Here is a 19075-nt window from a genome sequence, read left to right as displayed (position 1 = left end):
AAGGAAATGATGAAAGCTCAAGTCCGCATTGCTCTGGTCGGTGATTACAATCCGCAAGCCGTCGCCCATCAGGCCATCCCCGTAGCGCTCCAGCTTACCGCCGCTCACCTCGACATCGACGTTCAGCCTCAATGGCTGCCGACCGAAACCCTGACCTCCCCCGAAGTCCTGCAAGATTTCGACGCCATTTGGGTGGTGCCGGGCAGCCCGTATCGTCACGACGACGGCGCCTTTATGGCGATCAGGCATGCGCGGGAAAACGACGTGCCATTCCTCGGCTCCTGCGGCGGTTTTCAATACGCTATCGTCGAGTACGCCCGCAACGTGATGGGCTGGCACGACGCCGGTCATGCCGAAACCGACAGCGGCGGCCGGCTGGTGATCGCCCCGCTGAGCTGCTCGCTGGTGGAAAAAACCGGCGACATCGTTTTTCAGTCGGGCAGCCGCGTCGCGCGGGCCTACGGTAGCCTGAACACCCATGAAGGCTACCACTGCAACTTCGGCGTCAATCCGGAATTCGTCGCCGATCTTGAGCGCTTCCCGCTGATCATCAGCGGCCACGACACCGAAGGCGACGTGCGCGCTATCGAGCTACCGGGCCGGCGCTTTTACGTCGCCACGCTGTTCCAGTCGGAACGCGCCGCGCTGCGCGGCGAGCTTTCACCGCTGGTGGTGGAGCTCGTCAAAACCGCCGCTAACGGATAAAAAAAAGCCCTCTTGCGAGGGCTTCACCTACAAGCAACGCGGTCAGCGTCGGGCGAGCGCATTCAGCACGGCGCTGATGCGTTCCCCTAACCCGCGCCGGTTCGCGGCTTCCGACATCATGGTGACATGATCGCCATCGACCAGGTTGACCGTCACCGCCGACGCCGGCAAATGCCCTTCCCAGCCAAGCGCCGAGCCGTCACGGCGGTTGTAACCCGCCGGCTTGATGCGCTGCCAGTAGGCCTCCAGATCGTCGTTCAACAAGCCGGGCATCTCCTCCACCGCTTTAAACAGGTGCAGATTAAGGCCGAGCGGCCGGATAACGCTGGCGCCGACCAGGGTCGCATAGTGATAACGCTTGCGCCACAAAGCGGCTTCCTTCTGCAGATCGTCGAGGAAAGTGCTGATGCCCTGGCCGTGCAGCACGGCCAGCGCCTCCTCCACCGACAGCGGCTGGAGGCGGGCGAACAGCGCCGTCTCCAGCGTCGGATGTTCCACCTCCAGCCAGCTGAGGAACAGCTGCGTCGCATCGCGCATCGCCTGCTGCGGCCGCATGGTGTCGAGCAGGCCCACCAGCGCCACCTCTTCCCCTTCCGCCTGCAGCCGCTCCGCCACCATGTAGGTCAAGATCCCGCCCGAAGAGTAACCGAACAGCTGATACGGCCCGTTGGCTTGCGCCTGTCGGATGACCCCGGCGACGATCTCCGCCATCGCCTCCATCGTTGCCGGCGGCGCGTCGGTCATCTCTGGCCATGGCACGGCATAAATCGGGAAGTCCGCATCGATCTCTTTGGCTATCTCATAAACATAGGAGTGATCGCCATAGCCGGTCGGCATGAAGAATACCGGCGGGCGCTGGCCGCTGCGGCGCGCCGGCAATGCCCTGAGCGGCTGTTCGCCCGTACGCTGCTCGACATGCGCCGCCAGATCCGCCAACACCGGGTGGTCAAAGATCGCCTGTACCTGCAGTGCGATCCCCCACTGCTGCACCAGACTCGCCTGGCGCACCGCCAGCAGCGAGTGGCCGCCCAGTTCGAAGAAGTTGTCGTGTCTGCCGATCTGCGGCAGCCCCAGCAACTCCGCCCATGCCTGCGCCAACAGCGTTTCAGTATCGCCGCGCGGCGCTTCGTAGGCTTCGCCAGCGGCGGCGGCCATCTCCGGCGCCGGCAGAGCCCGCCGGTCAATCTTGCCGTTTGGCGTCAGCGGCATCGCCGCCAGCCAGACAAAGGCCGCGGGCAGCATATAGTCCGGCAGCTGCGCCGCCAGGTGCTGGCGCAGCTCACCGGCCAACCCGTCGCTCGCCACGTCCTCACGCACGCTGATCCAGGCGATCAACCGCGTATCCGCACCGACGCAGTGGGCATCGACCACCGCTTCGTTCACCGCAGGGTGCGCCGCCAGGCGCGCCTCGATCTCTCCCATCTCGATGCGGAAGCCGCGAATTTTCACCTGACGATCGTTGCGTCGCTGATACTCGAGGTTGCCGTCCGCCCGATAGCGCACCAGGTCGCCGGTGCGATACATGCGTCCACCCGGATTGAATGGATCGTTCAGGAAGCGCTCTGCGGTCAGTTCCGGCCGGTTGAGGTACCCCAGCGCCACGCCCACGCCGCCGATATACAGCTCGCCGGTAACACCCAGCGGCGCCGGTCGGCCGCGCGCATCCAGCACATAGGCTCGGGTGTTGCCGATCGGTTTGCCGATCGGCAAGCGCGTTGCGCCTTGCACCTCGGCGATCGTCGCCGTCGTCGCGAAGGTCGTCGCCTCTGTCGGCCCATAGGCGTGGATCACCTGTACCGGCCCCGCTTCCTGCAGCAGACGTTCGAAGGCACCCGGCTCCTCTTTTTCCCCGCCGCAGATCAGGTAGCGCAGCTGGGCCAGCGTCGCGCCCATGCTGTACACATACTGATTGAACAGCGCGGTCGTCAGGAACAACGTCGTCACGCGATGCTGCGTCAATGCGGCGCTCAGGCGCGCCGCATCCATCACGGTTTCCGCCGGGATCACCACCAGTTCGCCGCCGTTCAACAGCGCCGCCCACACCTCCATCGTCGCGGCGTCGAAGGCCGGGTTAGCGGCGTAAGCCACTCGCTCCGTCGCATCGAACGCCGCATACCGGTTATTGATCACCAACCGGGTGATGCCCTGGTGCGGCGTCATCACGCCTTTCGGCAGCCCTGTGGAGCCGGACGTGTACATGATGTACGCCGCTTCGCCGCTCGACAGCGCCAACGCCGGGTCGCTCTCGTCACCGCCGGCGGCCTCCGGCCGCAGCAGCGGCAAGGTATCCCCGTCCGTCGCTTCACCGACGATAAGACGCGCGCCGCTGTCCTCCAGGATCCACTGCTGACGCGCCGCCGGCAGTTGCGGGTCGATCGGCACATACACCGCGCCGGCTTTGAAGATCGCCAACTGCGTCGCCACCAGATCGATGCTGCGCGTCAGGCGTGCCGCCACGCGCTCGCCCGGTTGGATGCCGCGCGCGATCAGGGCATGCGCCAACCGGTTAGCCTGGGCGTTCAACGCCGCATAGCCGATCCGACGATCGCCTTGCACGATCGCCACAGCCTGCGGCGCACGCTGCGCCTGACGCTCAAACAGCTGATGCACGCAAAGCTCTGCAGGATAAGGCTCCGCCGTCTGATTCCATTCCTCCAGCAGCAGCCGGCGCTCTGACGGCGGCAGGATCTCCAGTTCGCTCGCCGGCAGAGTCGGCTGGCTTTCCAGTGCCTGCGCCAATGAGGCCAGCGCCTGTTGCATATAGCCGCAGATCCTCGCCGCCGGCACCGGCTCGCTGACCTGCGCCGTCAGCCCCAGAGAATCACCGCCGTCTTCCACCGACAGGACGAACGGATAGTTGGTGCGCTCCTGCGCGCTCAACAGCGTCATGCCTTCCGGCAGCACCAGCTCGCTGCCGTTGTTGTGGCGATAGTTGAGCAACGCGCTGAACAGCGGCATCCCCGCCGCCACGCCGCTGCAACGTTGCGCCAGCGCCAGCGGCGCATGTTCATGATGCAGCAACCCGCTCAGCCGCGCATGGGCCTGGCGCGCCGCCGTCACCACATCGTCATCGCCGATGTCGAGGCGCAGTGGCAAGGTATTGATAAACAGCCCCATCGCGCGCTCGGCGCCTTCCCCCGCCTGCATCCGCCCCAGCAGCACGGTGCCGAACACCACGCGGTCGTGGCCGCTGGTGCGGGCCAGCACCTGCGCCCAGGCCAGATGGCACAGGCTGGCCAGGCTCACGCCCAGCCGCTTGGCCTGATGCCGCAGACGTTCGTTCAGCGCCTTGTCGATAGGCTGGTGCGCCGTGGTGACGCCTTTGCCGTCGCCGCGCACGTTGCCGAGCCCGAACGGCAGCACCGGCTCTTCGATGTCCGCCAGCTGGGTGCGGAAGAAGGTTTCATGCTCTTGCGCGCTGACGCTCAAGCGCGCCTGCGCCACCGCATTGCGGAACGGCGGTGCGGCCCCCAGTTCGGCGCCTTTGCCGGCGAGGATCGTGGCGATCTCTTCCTCGATCAATGCCGCCGTGGAATGATCCCCCACCAGATGGTGCCATTGCTGCAGCATCCACCAACCGCCATCGCTATCTTGCGCCACCACCACGTTCAGCAGCGGCGCACGGCTGAGATCCAGGCGCGCGTGCTGAGGATCGAAGCGCGCCAGCAGTTGATCGCCAATCGCCCCCTGCGCCGGATCGAGCGCCAGCTCAGTCCACGGCAGCGCAGCGGCGCGCCAAACGACCTGTACCGGCTCGCGGATCGCCTCGCTGATGAACGCCGTGCGCAGAATATCGTGACGATCGATCACCTGTTGCATCGCGGCCCGCCAACGATCCAGACGCTCGCGGTTCTCGAAGCGCAGCAGCGTTGACAACAGGTACGGATCGCCCCGCTCCGCCAACAGGTGGTGGAACAGAATCCCCTCCTGCAACGGCGACAGCGCATAGATATCCTGCACGTTGGCCACGCCGCCCGGCACGCGCGCCACGATGCTGTCGATCTCAGCCTGGTTCAGCGAGGCCAGCGGCAACAGCTCAGGCGTGATGCGTTCGCTATCCGGCCGCAGCAGGTTCTCAGGGATCTCGATTTCGCAGCGCGCCTCCAGCGCCTCCGCCAGCGAGGCCAGCGTCGGGGCCGTAAACAGCGTCTGCACGTTCGCCGTCAGGCCGCAGCGACGCAGCTCCGCGATCAGTTTCACCGCCAGCAGCGAATGCCCGCCCAGTTCGAAGAAATTGTCGTGTCGGCCGACATTCGGCAGACCGAGCAATTCGCCCCAGATCGCCGCCAACAGGGTTTCCGTCTCTCCCTGAGGCGCCTCATGGCCCACGCGCGCAAAGTCGTCGGCCTGCGGCGCCGGCAGCGCGCGGCGATCCACTTTGCCATTCGGGGTCAACGGCAAGTCGGCGAGCATCAGACAGGCCGACGGCACCATGTAGTCCGGCAGCTGCGCCGCCAAATGCCGCCGCAGCTCGTCTGTCAGATCGCGGCCTTCGGCCTCGGCTTGCGGAACGATCCAGGCGATCAACGCAGGATGCGCGCCGCGCACGTCAACCACCGCTTCGCGCACCGCCGGGTGCGTTTCCAGCAGGACTTCAATCTCGCTGCACTCGATGCGGAAGCCGCGGATCTTCACCTGCTGATCGTTGCGCCCGCAGTAATCGAGGTTGCCGTCCGACAGATAGCGCGCCAAATCGCCGGTGCGATACATGCGGCCCCCCTCGTTAAACGGATCCGCCAAGAAACGCTCGGCCGTGAGATCTTCGCGATTCAGGTAACCCAGCGCCACGCCCCCGCCGCCGATATACAGCTCGCCAATCGCGCCCAGCGGCACCGGCTGACGGTGTTCGTCCAGCAGATACACCCGCGTATTGCCAATCGGCCGGCCAATCGGCAGACGGTGCCGCCCCGCCGCCACGGTGATGTGCGCCGAGGTGGCGGCGGTGGTGGCTTCCGTCGGGCCGTAGCCATTGATCAGCTGCACCCGGCCGCCCTCCTTCAGCACCCGGGTATAGGCATGAGGATCCGCCGCTTCGCCGCCGCTGATCAGGTATTTCAGCCCCGCCAACGCCGCGGGGATGCTGTGCGCATGCTGATTGAACAGCGAGGTCGGCAGCACCAGCACCGTAATCGCCTGGCGCGTCAGCAGATCGGCGAACGCCGAGGCGTCCAGCAAGACCGCCGGCGGCACCACCACCAGCGCGGCGCCGTTCAGCAATGCGCCCCACACTTCCAGCGTCGCCGGATCGAACGCCGGGTTGATGGCGAAAGCGATGCGATCCGAGTCGCTGAACTCCGCATAGCCGTTATTGATCACCAGTCGGTTGATCCCCTGATGCGGCACCATCACGCCTTTCGGCTTACCGGTTGAACCGGAGGTGTACATGATGTAGGCCAGATCCAGACTGTTGCTCGCCAATATCGGCGCGCCGGCCGGCAGGTCCGCGTCGTCGCTTTGAGGCAGACGGGCGACGCCGACGCCAATCTGCGCGTCGTCCTCACCGCCGTTCAGCAGCAGCACCGCGCCGCTGTCGGCGATGATCCAGTTTTGCCGGCCGGCCGGCAGCTGCGGATCAACCGGCACATAGGCCGCGCCGGCTTTCAGGATCGCCAATTGGGCGATCACCAGGGCGGCGCAGCGCTCAAACCGGACCGCCACCCGCTGGCCGGGCTCCACGCCCGCCTCAATCAGACGCCAGGCCAGTCGATTGGCGCGTTCCGCCAACTGCTCGTAGCGGATAAGCTGCTCGCCATCGATCAACGCCGTCGCCTGCGGCGTGCGCCGCGCCTGCTCGTCGAACAGCTGATGCACGCACGCCTGCGCCGGATACGCCCGCTCGGTGCGGTTCCAATCGTGCAGCAGACGTTGGCGTTCGGCCGCAGGCAGCAGATCGACGCGCGTGGCCGGCTGAGCAAGATCCGCCACCATCGCTCGCAGCGCCTGCTGCAGATACGCGCCGTAGCGCACCGCCGTGTCGCGATCGAACAAGGCGCTGGCGTAATTCAACGAGCCGACAATACCGCTGCCGCTTTCCGCCAACTCAAGCGTCATGTCGAATTTCGCGACGTCATAGCTCAACCCCGCATCCGTCGTTTGCAGGCCCGGCAATGCGATATCGCGCACCGAGCCGTCCTGCCAGGCCAGCATCACCTGGAACAGCGGCGTCGCGTCCAGCTGGCGCGGCGGATTGACCACCTCCACCACCTGTTCGAACGGCAGATCGCCGTTTTCCCGCGCCGCCAACACCGTCTCGCGCACTCGCTCGAGCAAGACTTGCAGCGTCGGCTCACCGCGCAGATCGACATGCATCGCCAGCGTGCTGACGAAGAAGCCGGCCAGCGGTTCGATTTCCAGCCTGCCGCGGTTGGCTTCCGGCGTGCCGATCACCACTTGCTGTTGGCCGGCCATGCGGGACAGCACCAGACTCCAGGCGGCCAACACCGTCATGAACAGCGTGCCGCCGTATTGACGGCTCAACCGCCGCAGCGCGTCGGTGAGCGCCGCGTCGATGACCAGCGGCACCTCACCGCCGGCGAACGACTGCATCGCCGGGCGCGGCCGATCGGTCGGCAGCGTCAGCAGCGCCGGCGCATCGCCCAGCGTCCGGCGCCAGAACGTCGCCTGCTCGGCCAACCGCTCCTGCGTCAGCCACTGGCGCTGCCAAACGGCATAATCGACGTATTGCACCGCCAGCGGCGGCAGCGGCGACGGTTCACCGCGTTGGAAGGCGCCATACAACGCGCTCAACTCCCGCATCAGGATCCCGGTAGACCAGCCGTCGGAAACGATATGGTGGCAGGTCAGCAGGAACAGATGCAGCTGCTCGCTCACATGCAGCAAGCAGGCCCGCACCAGTGGCCCCCCTTCCAGATCGAACGGCGCTTTCATCGCCGATTCGGCCAGTGCTTGCAAACGTGGCTCCGCCTGACGCTCGCCGCGCAAGTCGTGATGCGTCAGCGGCATGGCCGCCTCCGGCAAGATACGTACCTGAGGTTGCCCATCCTGGCAGACAAACACGCTGCGCAAGGCCTCGTGGCGGGCATACAGCGCGTCGAGGCTGCTCTGGAACGCCGCTGCATCCAGTTCGCCGTCCAGGCGCAACGCCAGCGGGATATGGTAAGTCTCGCCGATCCCGCCCATTTGGCTCAGGAACCACAGCCGCTGCTGGGCAAACGACAACGGCAAGGCGCCGTGACGCGGCGTCGGCACGATGGCCGTCGGCTGCGCCGCTCCCTCCCGTTCAAGCAACTGCGCCAGCGCCTGCAACACCGGCGCGGCGAACAGCGCCGACAGCGGCAGCCGCCAGCCGGCCTGCTGCACCCGATTGGCCAGCTGTACCGCCAGCAGCGAATGCCCGCCCAGGGCAAAGAAGTCATCATGACGCCCGACGCGTTCCACGTTCAGCAACTGACGCCAGACGGACGCCAGCAGGCGCTCTCGCTCATCGGCCGGCGCTTCATAAACGGCGCGCGCGGCGGCGCCCAGCTCCGGCGCCGGCAGCGCGCGTTTGTCCAGTTTGCCGTTGGTGGTCAGCGGCAACGCCTCCAGCCACATGAAGGCCGTCGGCACCATATAATCCGGCAGACGACCGGCCAGATGCTGACGCAGCCGCAGCGCCAGCGTTTCCCGATCCGCCCCTTCGCCCGGCACCGCCCAGGCCACCAAACGTTTGTCGCCGCCGTTGTCCTGCCAGGCGTCAACCGCCACGCTGCGCACCTCAGGATGGCCCAGCAGCGCCGCCTCCACCTCACCGCACTCAATGCGGAAACCGCGAATTTTCACCTGCTGATCGTTGCGCCCCAGGTACTCCAGCTCACCGTTCGGCAAATAGCGCGCCAAATCGCCGGCGCGATACATCCGTTCTCCCGCCACGAAAGGATCGTCGAGGAAACGTTGCGCATTCAGCTCCGGCCGATTCAGGTAGCCGCGCGCCACCCCCAGCCCACCGACGTACAGCTCGCCCACTGCGCCCTGCGCTACCGGCTGAGCATGTTCGTCAAGCAGATACAAACGCAGATCCGGGATGCGGCGGCCGATCGGGCTGCCGCTGCCGGTGATGTCCGCCGGAGACATTTCCCGGTAGGTGACGTGCACCGTCGTTTCCGTTATGCCGTACATATTGATTAGCCGCGGCGCGTCCGGCCGATTACGCGCATACCACGGCGCCAGATCGGCCGGATTCAGCATTTCGCCGCCGAAGACGATGTAGCGTAGCCGATGCGGCGTGTCGTCCTGAGCCTGAATGAACGCCTTAAAGGCGCTTGGCGTCTGGTTCAGCACCGTCACGCCCTGACGGCACACCAGCTGATAGAACGCGGGAGCGGAGCGCGCCGTTTCCTGCGGCACGATCACCAGCCGGCCGCCGTGGCGCCACGCGCCCCAGATTTCCCATACCGAGAAATCGAAGGCGAACGAGTGGAACAGGCACCAGACATCCTCGGCGTCAAAGCCGAAGCCGTCATCGGTCGCGGTAAACAGGCGCTCAACCTGACGGTGTTCCACCATCACGCCTTTCGGTTTGCCGGTCGAGCCGGAGGTATAGATCACATAGGCCAGATTGGCCGCCGTCAGCCCCGCCACCTGCGGATTGGCGGCCTCGGCGCCCCAATCCTCCTCCAGCGCCATCGTCGGCACGTCGGCCCCGCTCAGCGCCGAGCGCCCTGCGGCGTCGGCCAGCAGCAACACCGGCCGGGCATCTTGCAAAATGTACTCCAGACGTTCGCCGGTATAAGCCGGATCGAGCGGCACATAGGCGCCGCCCGCTTTCAGGATCGCCAGCAATCCGACCAGCATCGGCGTGCCGCGCTCCGCACACAGGGCCACCAGGCGATCGGGCCCGACGCCGCGGGCGATCAACACCTGCGCCAACGCGTTGGCTTGCTCATTGAGCGCCCGATAGCTGAGGCGTTCTTCTCCGCACACCACGGCGACAGCCTCCGGCGTGCGCTGCGCCAGCCGCTCCAGATGATGGTGCGGGCAGAGGTCCGTCTGCGGTTCGGCCGGCGTCCGGTTCCAGCCATGCAGCAACCGCTGCCGCTCGTCCTGCGGCAACAGCGCAAGCTGCGAAACCGGCTGCGCCGCCGCCAAGGCGATGCCCTGCAGCACCTGGCGCAGATAGATCCCGTAGCGCTCGGCGGTTTCACGATCGAACAACGCCGTGGCGTAATACAGCGATCCGGCGATCTCTTCACCGATCTCGGTCAGATCCAAGGTCATGTCATATTTCGCCGCGGCATAGCCGGCATCGATCGCTTCCGCCTGCAGCCCCGGCAGACCGATGTCGTGCACCGAACCGTCCTGCCAGCTCAACATCACCTGGAACAGCGGAGTATGGCCGCGATGACGCGGCGGGTTCACCTGTTCAACCACCTGCTCGAAAGGCAGATCGCCATGATCGCGCGCCGCCAGCAGCGTATCGCGCACGCGCAGCGCCAACGTCGGCAAATCCGGATCGTCGGACAGATCGATGCGCAGCGCCAGGGTGCTGACGAAGAAGCCAATCATCGGTTCCGTTTCCAGCCGGCGACGGTTGGCCTCCGGCGTGCCGATCACCAGATCGCGCTGCCCCGACAAGCGGGACAGCACGACGCTCCACGCCGTCAGCAGCGTGATGAACAGCGTGCATCCCTGACGCAGGCTGAATTGCCTCAGCGCCGCGGTCAGCTCGGCATCGAGCGAGATCGCCACCCGATCCCCGGCGAATGACTGCACCGCCGGGCGCGGGCGGTCGGTCGGCAGCGTCAACAGCGCCGGCGCATCGCCCAGCGTCTGGCGCCAATAATCGGCCTGCTTCGACAACCGCGCCGGCTGCAACCATTGCCGCTGCCAGTGGGCGTAATCCGCGTACTGCAACGCCAGCGGCGGCAGCGGCGACGGTTCGTCGTGACACAAAGCGCCGTACAGCGCGCCCAGCTCCCGCAGCAGGATGCCGTTCGACCAACCATCGGAAATGATGTGGTGGCAGGTCAGCGCGAACAGCTGTTCATCGTCGCTCAGCCGGATGAGGCAGGCGCGCAGCAGCGGGCCGCCGGCCAGATCGAAGGGCGCCGTGACCTCTTCCCGCATCAACGCGGCGGCGCGCGCCTGCGCATCCGCGACGCCGCGCAGATCGTGGATCGTCAGCGGTAAACCGGCGACCGGCAAAATGAGCGCCTGCGGCTGGCCGTCGCGGCTGATGAAAACGGTGCGCAACGCGTCATGGCGCGCATAAAGCGCGTCGAGGCTGCTCTGCCAGGCGGCCAGATTCAGCGGCCCGCGCAGCCGCAGCGCCAGCGGCATGTGGTAAATTTCGCTCATGCCGTCCAGCTGGGTCAGGAACCACAGGCGCTGTTGAGCGAACGACAGCGGCAAGGCCGCATCGCGCGGCGCGGGCAGAACCGGCGGCAGGCTTTCTGCCTGCGTGATCTGGCGCGCCAGCGCCTGCAAGACCGGGTTGGTGAACAGCGCCTGCAGCGACAACGGCAACCCGCTTTGCTGCAGGCGGTTGGCCAAACGCACCGCCAACAGCGAATGGCCGCCCAAGGCGAAGAAACTGTCGTTGCGGCCAACCTGTTCCACGCCCAGCAGCTCTTCCCACAGCGCCGCCAGGCGCTGTTCTACGTCCCCCTGTGGCGCCTCGTAGGCTTCACGACGATAGGCCTCGCCCGACGGGTCGGGCAATGCGCGGCGATCGAGCTTGCCATTTGGCGACAGCGGCAGCGTCTCGAGCAGCACGCAGGCGGCCGGCACCATGTAATCCGGCAGTTTATCGGCCAAATGCCGGCGCAACGTCTCCGCCAGCGACGCCTCCTCGGCGCCCTGCTGCGGCACCACCCAGGCGATCAGGCGTTTTTCACCGCCGTCGCCGCCGCGCGCATCCACCACCGCTTCACGCACCTGCGGATGCGCGGCCAGCGCCGCCTCTATCTCTCCGCATTCGATACGGAAACCACGGATCTTCACCTGCTGATCGTTGCGCCCCAGATACTCGATATTGCCGTCCGGCAGGTAGCGGGCCACGTCGCCGGTACGGTACATGCGGCCGCCGTGGCCAGCATCGAACGGATCGGCCAGGAAGCGCTCCGCCGTCAGTTCAGGACGGTTGAAATAGCCGCGCGCCACCTGAATGCCGCCGATATACAGCTCGCCAACCGCTCCCAGCGGCACCGGTTGCCCTTGTTCATCAAGCAGATAGATCCGCGTGTTGGCCACCGGCCGCCCAATCGGCACCGACACCAGCCCGGGTTGGCGGGTGCAATGCCAGGCGGTCACGTCCACCGCCGCTTCGGTTGGTCCATAGAGGTTATGCAACTCGACATGCGGCATCTGGCGATAGAACTCCGCCACCAGCGAGGCGGGCAGCGCCTCGCCGCTGCACATGACGCGCACCACCTGCCCGCAGCGGCGGCTCGCGCCTTCATACAACAGGAAGCTTTGCAGCATCGACGGCACAAAGTGCAGCGTTGTCACGCCATACTGTTCGATGGCGCGGCTCAGGTACTCAGGATCCTTATGGCCTTCAGGGCGCGCCATCGCCAGGCGCGCGCCATACATTAACGGCCAGAAGAATTCCCACACCGAGACGTCGAAGCCGAACGGCGTTTTCTGCAGCACCGTATCCGCCGGCGTCAATCCATAAGCCTGCTGCATCCAGATCAGGCGGTTAACGATGCCGCGATGCTCATTCATCGCGCCTGTCGGTTTGCCGGTCGAGCCGGAGGTATAAATCACGTAGGCCAGATGATTGGGCTGCGCGCGCGATGCCGGGTTATCGGCATTCAGATCGTTCGGCAACGGTTCATCCAGCGCCAGCAGCGGCACCGCGTGTTCGCCCAGCGCCGCGCGACCGGCGGCATCCGCCAGCAGCAGCACCGGATCGGCGTCCTGCAGGATATACTGCAGACGCTCGCCCGGATAAGCCGGATCCAGCGGCACATAGGCGCCGCCGGCCTTGAGGATGCCGAACAATGCCGTCACCATCGCCAGACTGCGCTCGGCGCACACCGCCACGCGGCAATCCGGACCGACGCCGCGCTGCATCAGCGCGTGCGCCAGGCGATTGGCCTGCGCATTCAGCTGGGCGTAGCTCAGTTCGGCGTCGCCGCAGACCAGCGCCACGGCGTCCGGCGTGCGGCGCACCTGCGCTTCAAACAACGCATGCAGGCAGACATCCTGCGGGTAAGGCTGCGCCGTTGCGTTCCAGCCGTTGATCAGCAAGGCGTACTCGTCGTCCGGCAAAATCGACAGTTCACGCACCGGCATTTCCGGCGTGTGTTCCAGCGCATTCACCAGAGCGGTCAATGCCTGTTGCATATAGCGGCACACCCGCGCGGCTTCGATAGGCTCGATGACCTGCGCCGTCAACGCCAGCGAGTCCATGCCGTCGTCCACCGACAGCACAAACGGATAGTTGGTGCGTTCGTCCGCGCCGATCAGGCTGACCCCTTCCGGCAGCGCCAATTCTTCTCCGTCGTTGTGACGGTAGTTCAGCAGCGCACTGAACAGCGGCGCGCCGCTGTTCACGCCGCTGCAGCGCTGCGCCAACGCCAGCGAGGCGTGCTCATGCGCCAGCAAGCCGCTCAAGCGCGCATGCGCCTGCCGCACCGACGCCTCAACGCTGCGCCCGTCCATATCCAGCCGCAGCGGCAGCGTATTGATGAATAGCCCCAGCGCCCGCTCGGCGCCTTCGCCCGATTCCATGCGGCCCAGCAGCACCGTGCCGAACACCACGGCATCCCGCCCGCTGGTGCGCGCCAGCACCTGTGCCCAGGCCAGATGGCACAGGCTGGCCAGGCTGACGCCCAGCCGTTTCGCCTGTCGACGCAGGCCGGCATTCAGCGTCGGTGCCAGCGCCAGGCGGTCGGTATTGGCGCACTGACCGTCGCCGTGGACGTTGCCGAGCCCGAACGGCAGCACCGGTTCGTCGATGTCCGCCAACATGCCGCGGAAGAAACTCTCATGTTCCTGTTCGCTGAGCCCCAAACGCGCCTGCGCCACCGCATTGCGGAACGGCTGCGCACTGCCCAGCGTCTCGCCGCGTCCGGCCAGAATGGCGTTGACTTCTTCTCCCATCATCGCCAGCGTCGAGTGGTCGCCAATCAGGTGGTGCCACTGCTGCAAGACGTACCAGCTGCCGTCGCTCTCTTCGGCGATGACGTAATACAGCAGCGGCGCCCGCGTCAGATCCTGTCGGATCCGCCGGGGATCGAAACGCGCTTCCAGCTGACGGCCGATCGGCCCCTCGGCCGGATCCAGCGCCAGCTCGATCACCGCTAAACGCGCCCGACGCCAGACGACCTGTACCGGTTCGGACAACCCCGCACCGACAAAAGCCGTGCGCAAAATGTCATGACGATCCACCACCTGCTGCATCGCCGCCAGCCAGCGATCGAAACGCACCCGGCTGTCGAAACGCAGCAATGCCGATAACAGGTAGGGATCGCCCTCTTCCGCCAGCATATGGTGGAACAAGATGCCTTCCTGCAACGGGGAGAGGGCGTAGATATCCTGTACGTTGTCGATGCCGCCCTCCACGCCGTCGACGATCTGATCGATCTCCGCCTGAGTCAGATCGGCCAGCGGCAACATCTGCGGCGTGATTGCGCGGCAACCCGGCGCAATCCGATTTTCCGGCACCTTGATCCGCTGCTGCGACACCAGCGTTTGCGCCAGAGCCGACAGCGTTGGCGTGGAGAACAGCGCCTGAACGCTCGCCGACAGCCCGGCCTGGCGCAGCTGCGCCATCAGTTTCACCGCCAGCAGCGAATGGCCGCCCAACTCGAAGAAGTTGTCATGACGCCCCACGCGTTCAACGTTCAACAACCACTGCCAGATCTGAGCCAGCAGCGTTTCGGTTTCCCCCTGCGGCTCGACATAGTTTTCGCGCATGGCGGCATCCGGTGCCGGCGCCGGCAGCGCGCGCCGATCCAGTTTACCGTTCGGCGACAGCGGCAACGCCTCCAGCCACACAAAGGCCGTCGGCACCATATAATCCGGCAGCGCTGCAGCGAGCGCCCGGCGCAGCGTCTGCGCCAACGCCTCACGCTCCGCTTCCGGCTGCGGCACGACCCAGGCCACCAGACGTTTGTCGCCTTCGCCATCAGTGAGTGCATCCACCACCGCGTCGCGCACGGCGGCATGCATAGTCAGCTGCGACTCGATTTCACCGCATTCGATGCGGAAGCCGCGAATTTTGACCTGCAGATCGTTGCGGCCCAGATACTCCAGGCTGCCGTCCGGCATATAGCGCGCCAGATCGCCGGTGCGGTACATGCGGCCACCCGGCGCGAAAGGATCGGCCAGGAAACGCTCCGCCGTCAGCTCCGGCAGGTTCAGGTAGCCGCGCGCCACCTGCGCGCCGCCGATATACAGCTCACCCACGGCGCCCAGCGGCACCGGCTGGCCATATTCATCCAGCAAGTACGCCCGGCCGTTGGCGATAGGCCGGCCGATTGACGGCATCGCCGCACCGACCGCCGGCTCGCCCGACGTCGCTACCACGGTCGTCTCCGTCGGCCCATAGTTATTCACAATGGTTACGCCAGGCGGCGCCTGCAGCGGCCAGCGGCGAATGCTGTCGCCGCCGATCAGCAGCATCCGCAGATCGGCTGGCATTTCGCCCATCAGTGCGATCTCGGCCAGCGGCGTCACCATAAACCCGACCTGCACACCGCTGCCGCGCCACCATTGCAGCAGCGCTTCGCCATTGCCCGCCGCCTCTGCCGGCGGCAGCAGCAACATCGCCCCTTGCGTCAACGTCGGCCAGATTTCCCAAACGCTGGCGTCAAAACCCAGCCCCGCCATGCTGGTCGTTCGTTCACCAGCCTGCAAACCGGTCGCTGCGCAGTGCCACATGATCAGGTTGATCAGGTGCGCCTGCTCCACCATCACCCCTTTCGGTTTGCCGGTCGAGCCCGAGGTGTAAACCACATACGCCAGATTGTCGGGCTGCGCGCGCGGCGGCAGGTCGTGATCCTGCTCTGGCAGCGCGTCTTCCAGAGCCAACAGCGGCGCCGCCACCTCTCCCAGCGCGGCGCGGCCGGCGCTGTCCGCCAACAGCAGCGCCGGCGCACAGTCCTGCACGATATAGTGCAGCCGCTCAGCGGGATAAGCCGGATCCAGCGGCACATAGCCGCCGCCGGCTTTCAGGATCGCCAGCAGCGCGACGATCATATCCGGGCTGCGCGCAGCGCAAACCGCTACGCGGCTTTCCGGCCCTACGCCGCGTGCCGCCAGATGGTGCGCCAGCCGGTTGGCGCGCACGTTCAATTCCGCATAGCTCAGCGACACCTCGCCCTGAGACAACGCCGGCGCCGTTGGCGTACGCCGCGCCTGCGCTTCAAACAGGGCCGACACGCTCGCCGCCGGCGGGAAAGCCCGGTGGGTGCGGTTGCGCTGGTTGAGCAATAGCTCTCGCTCCGCCTGGCTCAGTAAACGTTCACCGCGCACCGGCGCATTCGGCGCCGCAGCGGCCTGCTGGAGCAGCAACAGCAGATGCTGCGCGGCGCGCAGCATCTGCTCGTCCCCCACCGCGGCACTGTCGTACACCCAACGGAAAGCGCCGTTGCTTTCACTGATTTGCAGCACTGCCCGGGCGCCGGAGCGTTTAACCGCCGCTGCGCCTTCCTGGGTTTCGTCGAACCCCGGCGCGGTATCGCGGCCCAATAGCGCCACAACGGTTGACCAGGCGCGCGAACGCGTGTCCAGGCCGAGCAACGCCGGATGGTAGGCCCGGCGCGCACGCGCCTGCTGCCATTCGCGTCGCATCTGCGCCTGCGCCTCGGCGAAGCCCAGCGTCGGATTCAGCGAGATCTGCAGCGGCAGCGTCCAGACCTGACCCGGCTCGCCGATGCCGTCATCCGTCGCGTTCAGCCAACCAAGTTGGAAATCACTTTCGCCGCCCATCAATCCCAGATACAACGCCAGCCCGGTTAACACCGATTCAACTTCGATCTTGCCCGCGTGTTGCCAGGCCGTAGCCTGCCATACCGGCCGGGTTTCGCGCTGCCAGGCTACCGGGAACGCCGCCGGGGCAAACTGCGCCAATCGCGGTTGCCAGAAGGCCGCATGGTGCCCACCGGCCGCCTGCATCTCCTCCAGCCGTTTCGCCTGTGAAGAGTCAAGCAACGGCAACCGCTCGCCCACCGTCAGGCCGCGCAGCTGCGCCAGCGCTTCCCCCGGCGCCAGCTCGCCTTCGGCGGTGAACCAGCCCCCGATCCGCACAGTCCCTTCCGCCGTGGCGATATTCCAGCCCGCATCGTCGACGCTGAGCAGCGTACCGGGCGCCGCATCGCCGGCGTCATACAGCATTTCCAGGCGCCCAACGCCCAGCGCCCGGTCGGCCAACAGGATTTTCAGCGCGCAATCGCCCGACGGATGGCCGAGTGACGTCGCGAGGCGCACCAGTTCAGCGGCAGGACGATCCCAGCGGATGATGCCGGCGGCCGGCGGCAGTCGGCGAAGATCGTAGAAACTGCCGCTGACGTCCGTTTCAGGCTGCGCATGAAGTTGTTGCATCACCTGAGCGATGCTGCCCTCAGGCTGCTCGCAAAGGCTCCGCAGAATAAACTGGAAACGCCGCTGCAAACTCTCAAGCTGGCTTAATGAATGGGCATGCGGCGCATCGGCAAACATGACGTCCAACTCCTGCGCCTGCTGATCTTCGTAAAACAGAATTTGCATATCGCTGACGGCAATGTTGCCGCCGTAGTACCAGCGCGTCTTACATCCCCAAAACGGATCGCCATGATCGAAGGAAACGATATTGATGGCGGGGCCAAACCAGGATGAACTCATGGTGCTGCGATCGCGACGAATGTCTTCACCGCGATATAATTGCCGACGAACCACTTTGGCTATTTCCGCCGCGACCTGTTGTGCGAAATCAGCCAGATGACTTTCAGGGTTAATGGCTAAAATCAGTGGTACCACATTCGCGGTCATGCCAATACTGTTTCGCTCTCGCGTACCGGTCACCGGCAGGCTGAAATTCAACAAGGTCTGACCAGTAATACTATGGAAACATAATGCGACGGCCGTCGCCAATATATGAGCGCGATGCACGCCGGCTTTTTCCGCCCCCCGATCAATCGCCGCTATCTCATTTATTGTTAGTGTGTGATTACTGATTTGCATGGACGAATAAGGGACGAGTTTCTCCTGACGCGTCAGGCTATGGGGCGCGGCGAGCGTGTAGCCTTGCCAGAACTGTTTATCGGTAGCGAAGCGGGAAGAGTCGCGGTACTGCAGATCGTGTTCATACAGCCGGGTAAAACTGCAATTGCTGAATTCAGGAATGGTTTTTTTCTCAGCCAATGCGTTGTAATACAGCGCGATACGGCGCATGAACTCTTCGGCGCTGCGGCCATCCACCAGCATGTGGTGAAAACGCCGGTAGAGGATATAGCTGCCCGGCGCCAACGTCAGTAAGGCAAAACCGAACAGGTCCTGATCCAGCGCGGAGATCACGCGATCGGCATCTTGCCGCATCCAGCGCTGCGCCGCTAATTCAGGATATTCGTGGCTGCTGAAATCCTGCACGGCAAGCGGATCATGACTGCGCGCCGCACGGTATTGATAAAGCTCGCCGTCTTGTTCGGTGAAACGGGCCTGCATCGCCGGCGTTTCTTCAACGATCGCGTCTATCGCCTGGCGCAGCAGGGCTATCTGCAACGGCCCTTCTATCGTGCCGTATCCCCACATATTGAACGGCAAGCCTTCAGACATGCTGGCGCTCAGCCAAAGCTCGCGCTGAGCGGTGGTAATTTCATGCAGTTCGACTTTCTCCACCGCAACATGAGCACCCGCACGGAATTCCCCACTCTTCACATCAGTTTGTTTGTTCATAATATTCTCTAGCACGTTTTCATTACGTTAATGAAAGGGACCGTCCGGATTTAGGCAAAGCCTGGCCGCCCGACAGTTCAAGTCAGAATAAAAAAACCGTAGAAAAGTTGGGTCTCCCCCCAACTAAGAAAGGATGTAATGCTTAATCCAGAGGTTCCCCCTGTGCCTCAATTTGCTGAGGTGTGAAGTATAGGAGAGGATATTTTTTTTGGCGAAATGTGCGAAAGGGAATAAATGACCATTTTATTTCCCCGATATTACTCAGGGATGACGAGCGTATTCCGCTTGTATTAATTCGAGATAATTAGGAAGGAACTCATATTACTTATTATTATTCACCATAGTTAATGTGCAACAATGCTTACGATAAGAGCCTCTCCATATCAATAAGTTATACTTTATTGTTTTAATGAAAATAATTTACTTTTTAATTAATTCATTGCCATTTAAAATGAGCGGCGATTTTGCCTGCAGCGCATCTATCGTTTTTTGTTATAACGATGGGAAAAATTATGCTGAAAAATTTCTTCGTTTTTTCGGGCGTCAA

Annotated in this window: 2 protein-coding genes; one reads left to right on the top strand and one right to left on the bottom strand. The window is 64.6% G+C overall.

The window, feature by feature from the left end:
• The first annotated feature begins 6 nt into the window (after window positions 1-6).
• A complete protein-coding gene (locus tag GKN89_RS14795) occupies window positions 7-705 on the top strand; it encodes a CTP synthase (protein ID WP_230328998.1) in 699 nt (232 codons plus the stop codon).
• Window positions 706-747: 42 nt separating this feature from the next.
• On the opposite strand, the gene GKN89_RS14790 is transcribed toward GKN89_RS14795, so the two are convergent.
• Window positions 748-18528 carry a non-ribosomal peptide synthetase gene (locus tag GKN89_RS14790; RefSeq protein ID WP_154747269.1) on the bottom strand — a complete coding sequence of 5927 codons (17781 nt, stop codon included), beginning with the start codon at window positions 18526-18528 and terminating at the stop codon, window positions 748-750.
• Window positions 18529-19075: the final 547 nt, after the last annotated feature.

The organism is Serratia sp. YC16 (genome assembly GCF_009707615.1).
Lineage (GTDB): Bacteria > Pseudomonadota > Gammaproteobacteria > Enterobacterales > Enterobacteriaceae > Serratia > Serratia surfactantfaciens.
The sequence above is the reverse complement of the archived record's forward strand: the minus strand, read 5'-3'. Positions and strand labels throughout refer to the sequence as shown.